The sequence below is a fragment of the Ralstonia sp. GX3-BWBA genome, from assembly GCF_003290055.1.
Lineage (GTDB): Bacteria > Pseudomonadota > Gammaproteobacteria > Burkholderiales > Burkholderiaceae > Ralstonia > Ralstonia holmesii.
On record NZ_QMKS01000024.1, the window covers coordinates 329,672 to 343,945 of the forward strand.

9 protein-coding genes are annotated in these 14,274 nt (G+C 66.0%); 7 read left to right on the forward strand and 2 right to left on the reverse strand.

All coding sequences use genetic code 11. The features are described from left to right. The first annotated feature begins 2 nt into the window (after positions 1-2). The 6 genes from malQ to DOD19_RS24125 all read left to right on the forward strand — a co-directional run bounded on the left by malQ (position 3) and on the right by DOD19_RS24125 (position 9,941). Entirely contained in the window at positions 3-2,285 is a 2,283-nt protein-coding gene (malQ, locus tag DOD19_RS24100; protein WP_112188599.1) for a 4-alpha-glucanotransferase, read from the forward strand. Further along, complete coding sequence (gene treY / locus DOD19_RS24105) at positions 2,282-5,101, forward strand: malto-oligosyltrehalose synthase (protein ID WP_112188601.1); 2,820 nt, start codon at positions 2,282-2,284, stop codon at positions 5,099-5,101. The genes malQ and treY overlap by 4 nt, the downstream gene beginning before the upstream one ends. Positions 5,102-5,199: 98 nt before the next feature. Further along, positions 5,200-6,483 (forward strand): MFS transporter, encoded by a 1,284-nt coding sequence (locus DOD19_RS24110; protein WP_112188603.1) that lies wholly within the window; start codon positions 5,200-5,202, stop codon positions 6,481-6,483. Between the two features lie 55 nt (positions 6,484-6,538). Then, the gene (locus DOD19_RS24115) at positions 6,539-7,459 is read left to right on the forward strand and encodes an amidohydrolase family protein (protein WP_112188605.1); all 921 of its coding nucleotides are present in this window, start codon (positions 6,539-6,541) and stop codon (positions 7,457-7,459) included. A 119-nt stretch (positions 7,460-7,578) separates the two neighbouring features. Further along, positions 7,579-8,331 carry a class I SAM-dependent methyltransferase gene (locus tag DOD19_RS24120; protein ID WP_024978267.1) on the forward strand — a complete coding sequence of 251 codons (753 nt, stop codon included), beginning with the start codon at positions 7,579-7,581 and terminating at the stop codon, positions 8,329-8,331. 224 nt (positions 8,332-8,555) lie between these two features. Further along, a complete protein-coding gene (locus tag DOD19_RS24125) occupies positions 8,556-9,941 on the forward strand; it encodes a sensor histidine kinase (protein ID WP_024978266.1) in 1,386 nt (461 codons plus the stop codon). A 19-nt stretch (positions 9,942-9,960) separates the two neighbouring features. On the opposite strand, the gene DOD19_RS24130 is transcribed toward DOD19_RS24125, so the two are convergent. Together DOD19_RS24130 and DOD19_RS24135 are read right to left on the reverse strand one after the other, a co-directional pair. Further along, positions 9,961-10,467 carry an acyl-CoA thioesterase gene (locus DOD19_RS24130; RefSeq protein WP_024978265.1) on the reverse strand — a complete coding sequence of 169 codons (507 nt, stop codon included), beginning with the start codon at positions 10,465-10,467 and terminating at the stop codon, positions 9,961-9,963. Between the two features lie 132 nt (positions 10,468-10,599). Then, the gene (locus DOD19_RS24135; RefSeq protein WP_024978264.1) at positions 10,600-12,249 is read right to left on the reverse strand and encodes a diguanylate cyclase; all 1,650 of its coding nucleotides are present in this window, start codon (positions 12,247-12,249) and stop codon (positions 10,600-10,602) included. A gap of 543 nt (positions 12,250-12,792) precedes the next feature. On the opposite strand from DOD19_RS24135, the gene DOD19_RS24140 reads away from it, so the two are divergent. After that, positions 12,793-14,274: an AMP nucleosidase gene (locus DOD19_RS24140; RefSeq protein ID WP_024978263.1), complete on the forward strand. Its 1,482-nt coding sequence runs from the start codon at positions 12,793-12,795 to the stop codon at positions 14,272-14,274.

A 14,274-nucleotide genomic window follows, 5' to 3' on the forward strand; every position in this document is an offset into this window, starting at 1 on the left:
CCATGGACCGCACGAACCACTCCTCAGGCACGCAGCGCACGCCGCTCCAGCAACTGGCCACCGATGCCGGTCTACTGGTCGACTGGGAAGACGCCGCCAGCCGCCCCATGCGCGTGGCCGACGAAGTGCTGCGCGCCGTGCTCTTCACACTGAGCCTGCCGGCCGGCTCGCCCGCCCAGGTGTCGGAAAGCCAGGCGCGCCTGCGCGCAGAAGCCGAAGCGGTCGCCATACCGCCGCTTGTGACCGGCGTGGCCGGACAGCCGATCGTGCTGCAGACCTCGGCGCCCCAAGCTGCGTTGCTGGGCGGACAAACCTATCGCGTCGACTTTGAGTCCGACGGCAGCACCGAGGGCAAGATCAGCGTCAGCGCAAGCGAGCACCACGCAACGCTGCGCCTGGCGCCGGTGCAGGCCGTGGGCTACCACCGCCTGACCATCGACGCCGGGCCTGGCACCGTGATCGAAGCCACGCTCGCCATTGCCCCAGCGCGTTGCTATGGCGTTGCCGATGCCCTGCGACAGCACGATCGTCCCACCGACACCCGCCTGTGGGGAGCATCCGCGCAGCTCTACGGCTTGCGATGCGATGCCGAACGCGCCGCCAGCAGCGCCGGCCTGGGCGACTACACCGCTGCGGGCACGCTGGCGCGGCACCTTGCGCAGCGCGGTGCGGATGCATTGGCGCTGAGCCCCGTGCATGCCATGTTCACGGCCGACGCGCGCCGCTATTCGCCGTACTCGCCATCGAGCCGCCTGTTCCTGAACGCGTGGATGATCGACCCCGCCGCGCTCTTTGGGGACGAAGCCGTGCGGCAAGCCGTGGTCGACTGCAACCTCGTGGCTGACTATGCCCGCCTGGAAGCCGCGCAACTCATCGACTGGCCCGCCAGCGGCAACGCCCGCATGACGGTACTGCGCGCGCTGCATCGCCGCTTACTGCAGGCGCCGCTTGGGGACACTGTCGCCCAGATGCTGCTGGATGATTTTCGCGCGTACTGTATTGATGGCGGCACGAGCCTGCGCGATCACGCGCACTTCGAGGCACTGAATGCGCACCTTGGACCCGCGCATTGGAAGCAGTGGCCCGAGCAGTATCAACATCCGAGCTATCTGGGCGTGCAGGCCTTCGCACGCGAGCATGAAGATGCGGTGAATTTCCACCTCTTCCTGCAATGGGCTGCGACACGCCAGTGGGCCCTCGCGCAGCGCACTGCGGAAAACGCCGGCATGGCCATCGGCCTCATCGCCGATCTGGCTGTGGGCACCGACAGCGCGGGCAGCCACGCGTGGGCGCGGCAGCGCGACTTGCTGATCGGCGTGACGGTGGGGGCGCCGCCCGACGTGTTCAACGCGCAGGGCCAAGGCTGGGGCCTGACCACCTTCAGCCCGCGCGCCATGCGCACGCAGGGCTTTTCGGCCTTTATCGAGATGCTGCGCGCGGTGATGGCCGTGCCCGGCGGCGTGCGCATCGACCACGTGCTCGGGCTGATGCGGCTGTGGGTGATTCCCGATGGCGCCCCGCCGCTCGACGGCGTGTACCTGCGCTACCCGATGCAGGATCTGCTGCGGCTGGTGGCGCTGGAATCGTGGCGCAACCGCTGCATCGTCATTGGCGAAGACCTTGGCACCGTGCCACCGGGCCTGCGCGACAGGCTTGCCGACGAGGGCCTGCTCGGCATGCGCATCCTCTGGTTCGAGCGCGAGTACACGCGCGACGAAGCCCCCTTCAAGGCGCCGCGCACATGGGCGCCGGCGTCGGTGGCGATGACGAGCACGCACGATCTGCCCACGCTCGTCGGCTGGTGGATCGGCAACGATCTGCGCTGGCAAGCCCAGCTCGGCCTGCTGCCCGCCGGCATGACCGAGGGCGAAGCGCACGCACGCCGCATGGACGATCGCGCCACGCTGGTGGCGGCCTTTGCAGAACATAACCGCCTGGTGCTGGCCGATGGCGGTGTGCCGATGATCGGCGTAGCGCCCCTGCTGGCTGCGGTGGAACAGGCGCGCGTGGCCACCGCGGCGCAAGCCGAAGTCATCCTGCAAGCCAGCGCGCAGGACTTTGCCACGGCGGCCACCGCGTTCACCGGCGCTGCCAATACGCCGCTTGCACTGGTGCCGCTGGAAGACCTGCTGGGCCTTGTCGAGCAGCCGAACCTGCCAAGCACGATCGACACCCACCCGAACTGGCGGCGTCGCCTGCCTGGGCCGTCCGACACGCTGCTCGACGCGCCCACGGTGCAGGTGCGCCTGTCCGCGCTGGCCAACGCGCGCATCAACACGCCATGAGCGAATCGACCACACACCTCCCGCCTGTCGCCCTCCAGCGTGTGCCGCGCGCTACGGTGCGGCTGCAATTGCACCGCGACTTTACGTTCGACCATGCGCGCGCGTTGGTGGATGACTTCGCCGCGCTCGGCATCTCGCATCTGTACACATCGCCCATCACCACGGCGCAACCGGGCTCGACGCATGGCTATGACGTGGTCGACCACACACACGTGAACCCCGAGCTGGGCGGCGAACGCGCGCTCGAACAGTTGGTGGATGCGCTGCATGCGCGCGGCATGGGGCTCATCGTCGATATCGTGCCGAACCACATGGGCGTGGGCGGCGCGCACAACGGGTGGTGGCTGGACGTGCTCGAATCCGGTCCAGACAGCGCCTACGCCAACTTTTTTGATATCGACTGGCAGCCGCCCAACCCAGCGCTGCGCAACAAGGTGCTCGCGCCCTTCCTGGGCGAAAACTACGCTGACGCACTCGCCACCGGCCGACTGCAGCTGACCTACAACGACACGGCCGCGCAGCTGGCGATTGCGTATTACGACCACCGTTTCCCGATCGCGTTGGCCGACTATGCCGCGCTGCTCCGCACGGGCAACACAGACACCGCCATCCACGCGGTGGCCGACCGTTTTGTCGCGCTCGGCACGATCCGCTCGCTGCGCACGCGCCGCGAACGCACCGACGAAGCACGCGACGCGCTGCGCAACCTCGCCACCACGGAAGCCGGTGCCGCACACATCGCCGAGGCTGTGCGCTTGCTCAACGCGCAACCCGATCAGCTTGACGCGTTGATGGCACGGCAGCATTGGCGCCTTGCCCACTGGCGCACCGCCAACGATGAGATCAACTGGCGCCGCTTCTTCGATATCGGCTCGCTGGCTGGCCTGCGCATGGAGCGTGCCGAGGTGTTCGAAGCCACGCATGCGCTGCTGTTCCGGCTCTATCGCCTGGGTTGGATTGACGGTGTGCGCATCGACCACGTTGATGGCCTGGCCGACCCGGCCGCCTACTGCCGCCAGCTACGCCGCCGCCTGCAAGCCGAACACGCTGCACGCCCCGCCGACAGGCTCACGAGTCGCCCCTGGATCGTCGTCGAAAAGATCCTCGCCAGCGATGAACCCATGCGCACCGACTGGGGCGTCGACGGCACCAGCGGCTACGATTTCATGAACCAGGTAGGCGCGCTGTTGCACGATGCGCACGGCGAGACCGCGCTCACCCAGGGCTGGCTTGAGTGGATTGGTGCACCGGCGGCTGAAGCGCCGTTCTCAGCCACGGCTGTACCCGCACGTCGTCAGGTCCTGCATGCGCACTTTTCTGCAGAACTCGATGCAGCCACGTCGGCGCTGCACGCGGTGGCACAGCAGAACCGCAACAGCCACGACGTGACGTGGCACGCCATCCGCCGCGCGCTGGCCGAGGTGATCGTCCACTTCCCGGTGTATCGAACCTATGCGAATGCGCAACAACGCGATGCGCAGGATTCGGCGATCTTGCAAACCGCCATGTCCGGCGCGGCGACCTGCCTGCGGCGCGTCGACCAGCCTGTGCTCGGCTGGCTTGATGCATGGCTGGGCGGGCAACCGGCAGGGCAAGACAAGCTGGGCCAACTGGCGTTGCGCCGGTGCCAACAATTGTCGTCGCCGGTGGCGGCCAAGGCGGTGGAAGACACCGCGTGTTATCGCTACGGCCGGCTGCTGTCGCGCAACGAGGTCGGCGCGGATCCGGGTGCGTTTTCCATGAGCGCCAACGCGTTCCATCACGCCATGCAAGCGCGCGCCCACACCTGGCCGCACGCGATGCTCACCACCGCCACGCACGATCACAAGCGCGGCGAAGACGTGCGAGCGCGGTTGGCCGTGCTGTCGGAGCGGCCCACGCAATGGTTGGCCGCCGCACACCAATGGCGCACAGAACACGCTGCTTGGGTGCGCCCACTGCCTACAGGGCCTGCCCCTTCGCCCGCTGCGCAGTGGATGCTGTATCAAACGCTGGTGGGCATCTGGCCGGCGGATCTGGACTGGCATGACGCCGATGCCGTGCGCGAGCTGGCCGAGCGCGTCGCGCAGTGGCAGGAAAAAGCGCAGCGCGAAGCCAAGCTGCGCACTGACTGGTTCGCACCCGATGCGGACTACGAAGCGGCCAGCCGCGATTTCGTCTTTACGCTGCTGACGGGCGAGGCGGCCTCGACCTTCCTGCCCTCGCTCTCCGCCTTCGTGCAAAGCGTGGCGCCGGCCGCCGCCATCAACGGCCTCGCCCAGACCTTGCTGCGCACCACGCTGCCCGGCGTGCCCGACCTCTACCAGGGCGCCGACTTCTGGGACACCAGCCTCGTTGATCCCGACAACCGCCGGCCCGTCGACTATGCCGCGCGGCATCGCGCATTGCGGGCATTGCACATGCATGCTGGGCACAGCCTCGCGTCGCTGCTCGCGCATTGGACCGACGGGCGCATCAAGCAAGCCGTACTGGCGCGTGCACTGGCCCTGCGTGCCGCGCTGCCAGCCGTGTTTGAATCCGGGGACTACCAACCGCTGGCCGTGACCGGTAGCGGCGCACAGCACGTGCTAGCGTTTGCGCGTGCGCATGGCGCCCAGGCGGTCGTCACGATCGTGCCGCTGCATGCCTCGGCCCTGCTCCATGCCGCCACACCAACGTTTGCGGAGGGTGCATGGCGGGACACCACGGTCTGTCTGCCGTCCGCGCTGTCGCACGCTCCGCTGCAGAGCGCTTTTGACGGCCAGACGCTGCACAGCCCCCGCCTGGCGTTGGGCCAAGTGCTGGCGCATCTGCCAGTCGCCCTGCTGCACACCTGATCACCCCGTCACGCATTCGCACGGGTTAACACCGGCTGCGCCACTCCCTTGCTCGCCCTAGAATTCCTCTATTCATATAGATGACTAGAGCAATCGTGATGAACACGTCGCTCACGTCACCCGGAGGAGACCGCATGTTCGGCTGGTTCAAAGAGATTTCGAAAGGGGAAAAGCGCACGTTCTGGGCCTGCTTTGGCGGCTGGGCACTCGACGCGCTGGACGTGCAGATGTTCAGCCTCGTCATCCCGACCATCATCGCGGCCTGGCACATCGGCAAAACCGAGGCCGGGCTTGTGTCGGGCGTCACGCTGGTGGCGTCGGCCCTGGGCGGCTGGATTGCCGGCGCGCTGACCGACCGCTTCGGCCGTGTGCGCACCCTGCAGTTCACGGTGCTGTGGTTTTCGCTGGCCACGTTCGCCTCGGCCTTCGCGCAGAACTTCGAGCAGTTCCTAGTGCTCAAGGCCATTCAAGGCTTCGGCTTTGGCGGTGAATGGGCGGCGGGCGCCGTACTGATGGCCGAGAGCATCCGCGCCAGCCACCGCGGCAAGGCCATGGGCACTGTGCAAAGCGCCTGGGCGGTGGGCTGGGGCGCGGCGGTGTTGCTGTATGCGCTCACGTATTCCTTTATCGAGCCGGACCTCGCCTGGCGCGTGATGTTTGCTGCGGGGTTGCTGCCGGCGCTCCTGATCATCTACATCCGCCGTGGCGTGCAGGAACCCGTACCGGCCGCCAAGCCGGATGCGAACGCCAATGCGATGCCGATCTCGCGCTTCCCCCTGCTCGATATCTTCCGCCCGCAGGTGCTGCGCATGACGCTGATCGGCGGGCTGCTGGGGGTGGGCGCGCACGGCGGCTACTACGCGCTGATGACGTGGCTGCCGACGTATCTCAAGACGGAGCGCCATCTGTCGGTGCTCGGCACAGGCGGCTACCTGGCGGTGATCATCTTCGCCTTCTGGTGCGGCTGCGTGGCCAGCGCGTGGCTGCTGGACGTGCTTGGCCGTCGCGGAAACATTATGCTGTTCTCGTGCTGCTGCGTGGTGACGGTGCTGGTGTATCTGCTGGTGCCGCTGTCGGATGGTGCGATGCTGGTGCTGGGCTTTCCGCTGGGCTTCTTTGCGGCGGGCATTCCGGCCAGCATGGGCGCACTGTTCAACGAGCTGTATCCACAGGGCGTGCGCGGCACGGGTGTGGGTTTTTGCTACAACTTCGGCCGCGTGGTGTCTGCCGCCTTCCCGGTGCTGGTGGGCAAGATGAGCGCATCGATGTCGCTGGGCACAGCCATCGGCATTGACGCAGCCATCGCGTATTCAATCGTCGCGGTGGCGGTGCTGATGCTGCCCGAGACGAAGGGGCGCGACCTCGCTGCCGTCACCGTCTGAACCCCCAACACAACACCATGACGACGCACTTGATCCGTCGCCGCCAGGAGACCCCATGCCCACCCGCCGCGCCTTCAACACAGGGTTGCTTGCCATGCTAGGTTCCACCGCCCTTGCCGGCTGCGCCGCCACCGGTAGCAGCGACGTCTCGCGCGGGGGCCCCGCGCGCATCACCGCCATCGACACGCATGCGCATGTGTTCGAACGCGGCCTGCCGCTGGCCAATGCCCGCCGCTATGCGCCCACGTATGACGCACCGCTGTCGGCCTACCTTGCGCAGCTCGACGCGCATGGCGTGTCGCACGGGGTGCTGATCCAGCCGAGCTTCCTCGGGGTCGACAACAGCTACCTGCTGGCCGCGCTCAAGCAAGCGCCCCAGCGCCTGCGCGGTGTGGCCGTGATCGACCCGGCTGCGCCCGAGACCTTGCTCACGCAGATGAACGCCGAGGGCATCGTCGGCATCCGTCTGAACCTGATCGGTGCGGCAGACCCGCAATTGAAATCGCCCGTGTGGCAAGCCGCACTGGCGCGCCTGCATGCGCTCGGCTGGCATGTGGAATTGCATGTCGAGGCACGCCGCCTTCCCACGCTGCTGCAGCCGCTGCTGGAAGCGCAGGTGAACGTGGTGGTCGACCATTTCGGCCGCCCCGATCCTGCACTCGGCGTGGACGACCCGGGCTTTGCCGCATTGCTCGCCGCCGGCCGCGCGCGTCGCGTGTGGGTAAAGATTTCCGGCGCATACCGGAACGGCGCGAACGGACGCGGCGAAGCCATCGCACAGGCCGCCATGCCGCGCCTGAAAGATGCCCTCGGCCTGGACCGCCTCGTCTGGGGCAGCGACTGGCCGCACACGCAGTTCGAATCGCAAATCAACTACGACAAGATGTGGGCCTTCGCCGGCGTGCTGCTGCCCAACGCAGCGGATCGCAAGCAGGTGCTGGTCGACACGCCCGCGCAGTTGTTCCGCTTCGTCTGAACGCACAACTGCTGCAGCGCCCCCGCGCGATACCCCATTTCGCGAATCACGAATTTCGCCGCGCGGGCCGCGCTCCTACACTGGCCGCTCCTCATCCCCACACGCCGTAAGGAGCAGCCATGCAGCAGCATCGACTCGTCGACCAGCAATTCGGCCAGGTCGCCCAGGCCTACCTGACCAGTGCAGTGCACGCGCAGGGCGCCGATCTGGATGCGCTGGCCACGCTGGCGCAATCGGTGCCGCACGCCAAGGTGCTTGATCTCGGCTGCGGCGGCGGGCATGTGAGCTTTGCCATGGCGCCGCACGTGGCCGCCATGGTGGCGTACGACCTGTCGGAAGACATGCTGAGCGTGGTGGCCGCCGAAGCCGCGCGCCGTGGGCTTGCGCAATTGCACACGCAAGCCGGCCGCGCGGAGAGCCTGCCCTTTGACGACGCCGCGTTCGACATCGTTGCCACGCGATTTTCTGCCCACCACTGGTACGACGTGCGCAAGGGCTTGGCTGAAGCGCGCCGTGTGCTCAAACCCGGTGGCAAGCTCGTCATCGTGGATATCTTCGCGCCGGAAGCACCGCTGCTCGACACGCTGCTGCAAACCGCCGAGGTGCTGCGCGACGCGTCGCACGTTCGTGACTACCGCGTGTCCGAATGGCAAGCCATGCTGGCCGAGGCCGGTTTCCAGCCCGGCACCCCTCTCACGTGGAAGCTGACGATGGCCTTCGACAGCTGGATCGCCCGCATCCGCACCCCGCAGGTGCGCGCAGATGCCATCCGCGACCTGTTCGACCGCGCGGCCGATGAAGCGCGCACGTACTTTGCCGTGGCGCCCGACCATTCATTTGCCATCGACGCGATGCTGATCGAGGCCACCTGAGCCATGTGAGCGGCTTGGGCGCCTTCATCCCTCTCATCCTTTTTGTCACACCCGTTGGAGGGGTGGCGTGATGCGGCGCCATTTTCGCGGTTTCGCTTAATCCAGAATGAAAAAAATGTGATATCGGAACACGTGTACGAACGCGGCGTTGCCGGTAGCCTTCCGGGTTACCGCCGACTCCGGTCGGCCTTGGCGCGCGGCCACTGCGCCGACTTCCGATTTCCATGTACGCCCTGTTCCCCGCCTTCGTCTCGTCGCTCTTCCTGTTCTACGGCGTCTACGTCGTGACCACGCGCGGCCGCACGCGCGCGAGCCTGGCGTTTCTCGGCATGACAACGCTCACGTGCCTATGGCAAGGCATCTGGGCGTTTCTGTTCCAGACCCAAGACGTTGGCACCGCCCAGGTGCTCGCCAAACTCGGTTGGCTCGCCATCCTCATCATGCCGACCATGCTCTACCACTTTGCCGTGGAGGTGGCCGAGGCTCCGGGTGAGCGGCGCTGGCTCATGGCTGCCTATACGTTGGACGCCGTGCTGATTGCATTGCTGCTGACCACCAATCTCGTCATCGACGGCGTGTATCAGTTCCACTTCGGGTTCTATCCGAAGGCGGGCATGCTGGAAGCCGTGCATATCGCCCAGACTGCCGCGCTGGTCACGCGAGGCATGTGGGTGCTCTACCGCGAGCAGCGGCATGCCACGGCAGAGAAGCGAAAACGGCTGCTGACCTGCCTGTTCGGCGTGGGGCTGATTTCGTTGGCGGCGGCTGACTACGCCGTCAACTACGGCATGGCGTTCTACCCGCCTGGCGTGCTGCCCCTGGCCATTGCGCTCGGCATTATCGCCGTGGGCGTGGTCAAGTTTGACTTGATGCGCCCCTACGCACTGGCAGCCACCGTTGCACACGAAGTGCGCACGCCGCTGACCACCATCCGCTTGCAGGCAGCCGAAATCGCCCGCGCCTGGCCAGACGTCTATCGCGGCTATCAGCTCGCCATCGACAACGGCCTGTGCCAACCGCCGCAGCATCCGGCCATGCTGGATCGCCTGTCCAAACTGGCGGGAGCCATCACGTCGGAAGTCGCGTCCGCACACAGCGTGATCGAGATGGCCTTGGCCTCCGTCACGCTGGAGCGCCTGGACAGACGCACCTTCGCAGCCCATTCACTGCACGAATGCGTAGAGACGGCCGTGGCGCAGTATCCGTTCCAGGCCGGTGAGCGCGAACGCGTGCACGTGCAGCCGTTCAACGCCGACTGGCGCTTCGTGGGCTCCGATACGCTGCTCGTCTACGTGTTGTTCAATCTGCTGAAGAATGCGCTGCACGCCATCCAGATCGCGCGCAAGGGGCACATCGAAATCTCCGCCCGCCAGGATGGAGACAGCTATGTGCTCGTGGTGCGCGACAGCGCCACCGGCATTCCGCCCAGCGTGCAGCGCCGGATGTTCGACCCGTTTTTCTCCACCAAGCATGTCGGCAAGGGCTCGGGCGTGGGGCTGACGTTCTGCCGCCGCGTCATGCAGGCATTTGGCGGGCGCATCCAGTGCGAATCCGTAGTTGGGGAATACACGCTGTTCTCCATGCGGTTTCCCCAACCTCCTTCTATCTGACGTTCACGTCTTCAAAACGTCAGGACACGTGCGCCAATTCCGGCAGCGTGTCCAGCTCGTACGCCTTCACACGCAGGCGCACGTGTTCCGGCAGACGCTGAATCACGCGCTCGGCGTTGGCGCACACTACCTGCTGATACCCCAGCGACACCAGCCGCCCGCCCGAAACAAACCGGAACACCATGTAGAACGAGCATGGCTGTACCCGGAATGTATTCAGGTGGCATTCCACGCGCTGAAACGGGAATGTCTCTTCAACGAATTCCTGATGCGCCAGCTTGGTCACGAAGATCACGCGACCGCTCATGAGCAGGTCTGCGTCGATGCATTCGTGAAACCACCGCTCGCGCACCACGCCCTGCCACTCGAAATACCGGGCGAAATACGTGTTGGCGTAGGCGTTGGAATCCTTCAGATAGACATCGAAGGCGTGCTGGAACGTCTGCTGCGCGGAAATGGCTTCGGGCAGCTCGGCATTGCGCAGATAGTGGTTGACGACTGTGGCAATGGATTGGCCTGTCGGCATCGCATACTCCAAGAATGGAATTGGCTGCTGGCGGCAGCCGCGCATGCGCGGTGGTCCCGCGCATGTGTCCATTCTTCCGATGCACTTGCCGTTGCGTAACAAGGCAATAGCGTAGCCCTACGAACGGGCGGCCTACTCCCCGCCCGCAACACTCCGCAGCCCCGGCGGGCTCTGATGAAAGCGGAACGTATTGCGCCCGCTGCGCTTGGCATCGTAGAGCGCCGCATCGGCCCATTCCAACAGTACGTCTAGGGGTTCGTCGGCGGGCGTGAGGGTGACGGCGCCCGCTGACAGCGTGACGTACGGCACGGCAACGGACGCCGCGTGCGGTTCGGCCCGTTCGGCCACCATGGCCACGGCACGCGCCACGGCCAGTCGGGCCTCGTCGCGATCCAGGTCAAACAGCATGGCGACGAATTCTTCGCCGCCCACGCGCGCAATGAAGTCATCGGGGTGGCGGCACGCCGTGCCCAGCGTGTCGGCCACCATGCGCAGGCAATCGTCGCCGCGCAGGTGGCCGTAGGTGTCGTTGTATTGCTTGAAGCAATCGATGTCGAACAGCGCCAGCGTGACTGGGCGATTGTCGCGGCGGGCGTGGTCGAACAATCGCGGGGCCTGCGTTTCAAAAAAGCGGCGATTGAACAGCTGCGTGAGTGCGTCGCGGTTGACGTCGTTCTCCAGCACGCTGAGCAAGGCCCGCGTTCGCTGCAGCTCGCCGCGCAGCGCATCCTGGGCGCTGGCCATGCCGGCACGCTGCAACTGCTCGACCGTCACGTCGCGCAGCAGCAGGAAAACGCCGGCATGCCGGCCGCGCGCGTCACTTAAGCCTTCGAGGGTGACTTCCAGCGTGCGGCCCGTGTCGGGCAGCCAGACCTGATGGCGGTTGGGCAGGCGCGTACGCTCAAACTCGCGCAGGATGCCGGCCACGTTCAGCACGGCGGGCGGCATTGCATGCACCTTGGCAGTCGGCAACAGGTGGCGCGCGGCGGCGTTGATGCTGGCGATGGAGCCATCGCGGGCGAGCACGATGCAACCATCACGCATGGATTCGATGATCTTGCCGCGAGCATAAGCGGCCGTATCGCGCAAGCGCGGCCGCAAGACGATCCAGCCGAGCAATGCTGTGCTGACGGCAAACGTGGCGGGTGTGAGATCGCCGCCGAGCGCCGTCGTCCAATGCTGCAGATAGGCAAGATGCGTCACCAGCGGCAGCAGTTGCCCGATGACAAGCGCCAGCCGTACCTGCGTGCGCGACGACACATAGAGCCCGGAGGTGACTTCGTCGATGGGCAACACCAACAGCACAAGGCTGATGGCCAGCAGCACGTAGTTGTAGGCGGTGGCCACCCAGAACATGCGCCCGTGCTCGAACACTGCGCCCCGTATGCCGTCGATGACGACGAAACGCGCATCGAGCCATACCAGATGGTGCAACTCATTGGTGGCGACCAGCCCGATGAAGCCAGCGGCCACCAGCAGCGCCAGCACCCAGCCAACGCGCACCATCAGCAATGCATTGAGTTCTGGCCGTATGAGGCCCACGACCATGCGCAGCCATGCGGCCGGCACCATCATGATCCCGAGATAGGCGACCTTGGCCCAGCCCACGCGCACGGGCATGTCGAAGCTGACGACTTCCATGAGGCGCGCGCCGCTCCAGAGCGCGGTACCGAGCGCCAACAGCATGAAGGCGGAGACCTCCGTGTCATCGCGGCGGGGCCATGAGAGGCCAATCAGCGCGATCGAAACGAGTGCAGCGCAAGCCAGTGCAGCGATCAGCATGATCGGCACGTCCAGCGCGCATGGCGATGCCGGCGAATGACGACGCCAGCCTGTTGGTCCACGTGTATTCCCCGTTCGTCCGTTGTTCTTGCAGTGTATCGGCCACTGTTGCCGTGTGATTGACTGCGTGGTGCGCACCCGATCACCTTCCCCTCCCATCGGCAGGAAATGTAAAAACTGAAGGCCCGTGCGGCTTTGCGGCGCATGGCGCGGCCTGTGCGTGCTGAGAGGTGCATATCGAGCTGCCGAGGAATTCGTTTGCGCGGCGTAGAAATCACCTTCGCGCTGACTGCCGAAAAGCTCGGAGGTGTCATGCGCACCGTGTTTTTTGGGTATTGGGCGCGGAGGCCGTGCTGCGCTTTCCCGCGATGCAGAGGGGGATTGGAGCGTCGCAAAAATGGGGGCCGTCAAGCCCTCCGGACGACCCCTGCCACAGGCCGGCCGGGCAACGTTTTTGCCCTGGCGCGAACGTCCCGTTTCAGATGCCGTGACTTGAGCGACACCGCTATCTTGGCTTCACAAAACGTCGGTATCATCGAACACATGACCGATACCCGCGCCACAGCCCATCTCTATCCTGCGCACGACCTGGCGATCTGCACCGACGCCAACACCGCCGTCGAGCGCATCACCGCCATCTACGAGCGCTCCGCGCAAGCGATCCGCGATCGTTTCCACGCCTTTGCGCGTGGCGAGGATTGCAGCGAAGACCTCTCCGCCTGCTACCCCTACCTCGGCATCACCGTCGACCCGAAAACGCTGGTGAGCGACGCGCGGCCGGCGTGGGGCACGGTGGCGTATCCGGGCGTGTACGGTACGACGCTCACGCGGCCCGACCTCTTCCGCGATTACTACCGCGTGCAGATCGAACGGCTGCTGCACTATCACAACAGCCCCGTCGTGGTGGGCGTGAGCAACCGGCCGATTCCGCTGCCGTTCGTGGTGGAAGCGTCCACCGTGGATATCACGCCCGAACAGGCGCGTGCGCTGGGCGGTGCGTTTACGCTGCCCGACCTCGCGCAGATCGACGACTCCATTGCCAACGGCACGTACCGCCCCATCGGCGACGAACCGCAGCCGCTGTCGATGTTCACCGGCGAGCGGGTCGACCTGGCTCTGCAGCGCCTGTACCACTACACCGCCACGCACCCGAAACACTTCCAGCGCTTCGTGTTGTTCACCAACTACCAGCGCTACGTCGATGAGTTTGCCGCCCTCGGCCGCAAGCTGATGGAAGACGGCAACGACGAGGGCTACATCCGCTTTGTCGAGCCCGGCGACACCGAACACGAACTCGGCACGCCCGCGCCGGACGACTCGCACCGCATCAAGGGCCTGCCGCAAATGCCCGCCTACCACCTGGTGCGCGAAGACCGCCTGGGCGTAACACTGGTGAACATCGGCGTGGGCCCGTCCAACGCGAAGACCATCACCGACCATCTGGCCGTGCTGCGTCCGCACTGCTGGATGATGATCGGCCACTGCGGCGGCTTGCGCCGTTCGCAGCAGTTGGGCGATTACGTGCTCGCGCACGCCTATGTGCGCGACGACCACGTGCTCGACCAGGACCTGCCGCCGTGGGTGCCCGTGCCGCCCATCGCCGAGATTCAGGTGGCGTTGCAGGAGGCTGTGGCGCGCATCACGGGGCTGTCTGGCGCCGATATGAAATCGCGCATGCGCACCGGCACGGTGGTCTCTACCGACGACCGCAACTGGGAGCTGAAGTACCAGGCGCTGTACAGCCGCTTCAACCAGTCGCGCGCCATTGCCATCGACATGGAAAGCGCGACCATTGCCGCCAACGGCTTCCGCCTGCGCGTGCCCTACGGCACCCTGCTGTGCGTGTCGGATAAGCCGCTGCACGGCGAGCTGAAGCTGCGCGGCATGGCCAATCTGTTCTATCGCCAGCGTGTGAGCCAGCACTTGGACATCGGCATGGAGGCCGTGCGCCTGTTGCGCGAAAACGGCGTTGAAGCGCTGCACTCGCGCAAGCTGCGCAGCTTTGACGAGCCTGCGTTCCGATAG

What these genes read in the sequence shown, in the direction of transcription:
- malQ (WP_112188599.1), top strand. Translation starts at nt 3, where the DNA reads ATGGACCGCACGAACCACTCCTCAGGCACGCAGCGCACGCCGCTCCAG.
- treY (WP_112188601.1), top strand. Translation starts at nt 2,282, where the DNA reads ATGAGCGAATCGACCACACACCTCCCGCCTGTCGCCCTCCAGCGTGTG.
- DOD19_RS24110 (WP_112188603.1), top strand. Translation starts at nt 5,200, where the DNA reads ATGAACACGTCGCTCACGTCACCCGGAGGAGACCGCATGTTCGGCTGG.
- DOD19_RS24115 (WP_112188605.1), top strand. Translation starts at nt 6,539, where the DNA reads ATGCCCACCCGCCGCGCCTTCAACACAGGGTTGCTTGCCATGCTAGGT.
- DOD19_RS24120 (WP_024978267.1), top strand. Translation starts at nt 7,579, where the DNA reads ATGCAGCAGCATCGACTCGTCGACCAGCAATTCGGCCAGGTCGCCCAG.
- DOD19_RS24125 (WP_024978266.1), top strand. Translation starts at nt 8,556, where the DNA reads ATGTACGCCCTGTTCCCCGCCTTCGTCTCGTCGCTCTTCCTGTTCTAC.
- DOD19_RS24130 (WP_024978265.1), bottom strand. Translation starts at nt 10,467, where the DNA reads ATGCCGACAGGCCAATCCATTGCCACAGTCGTCAACCACTATCTGCGC.
- DOD19_RS24135 (WP_024978264.1), bottom strand. Translation starts at nt 12,249, where the DNA reads ATGCTGATCGCTGCACTGGCTTGCGCTGCACTCGTTTCGATCGCGCTG.
- DOD19_RS24140 (WP_024978263.1), top strand. Translation starts at nt 12,793, where the DNA reads ATGACCGATACCCGCGCCACAGCCCATCTCTATCCTGCGCACGACCTG.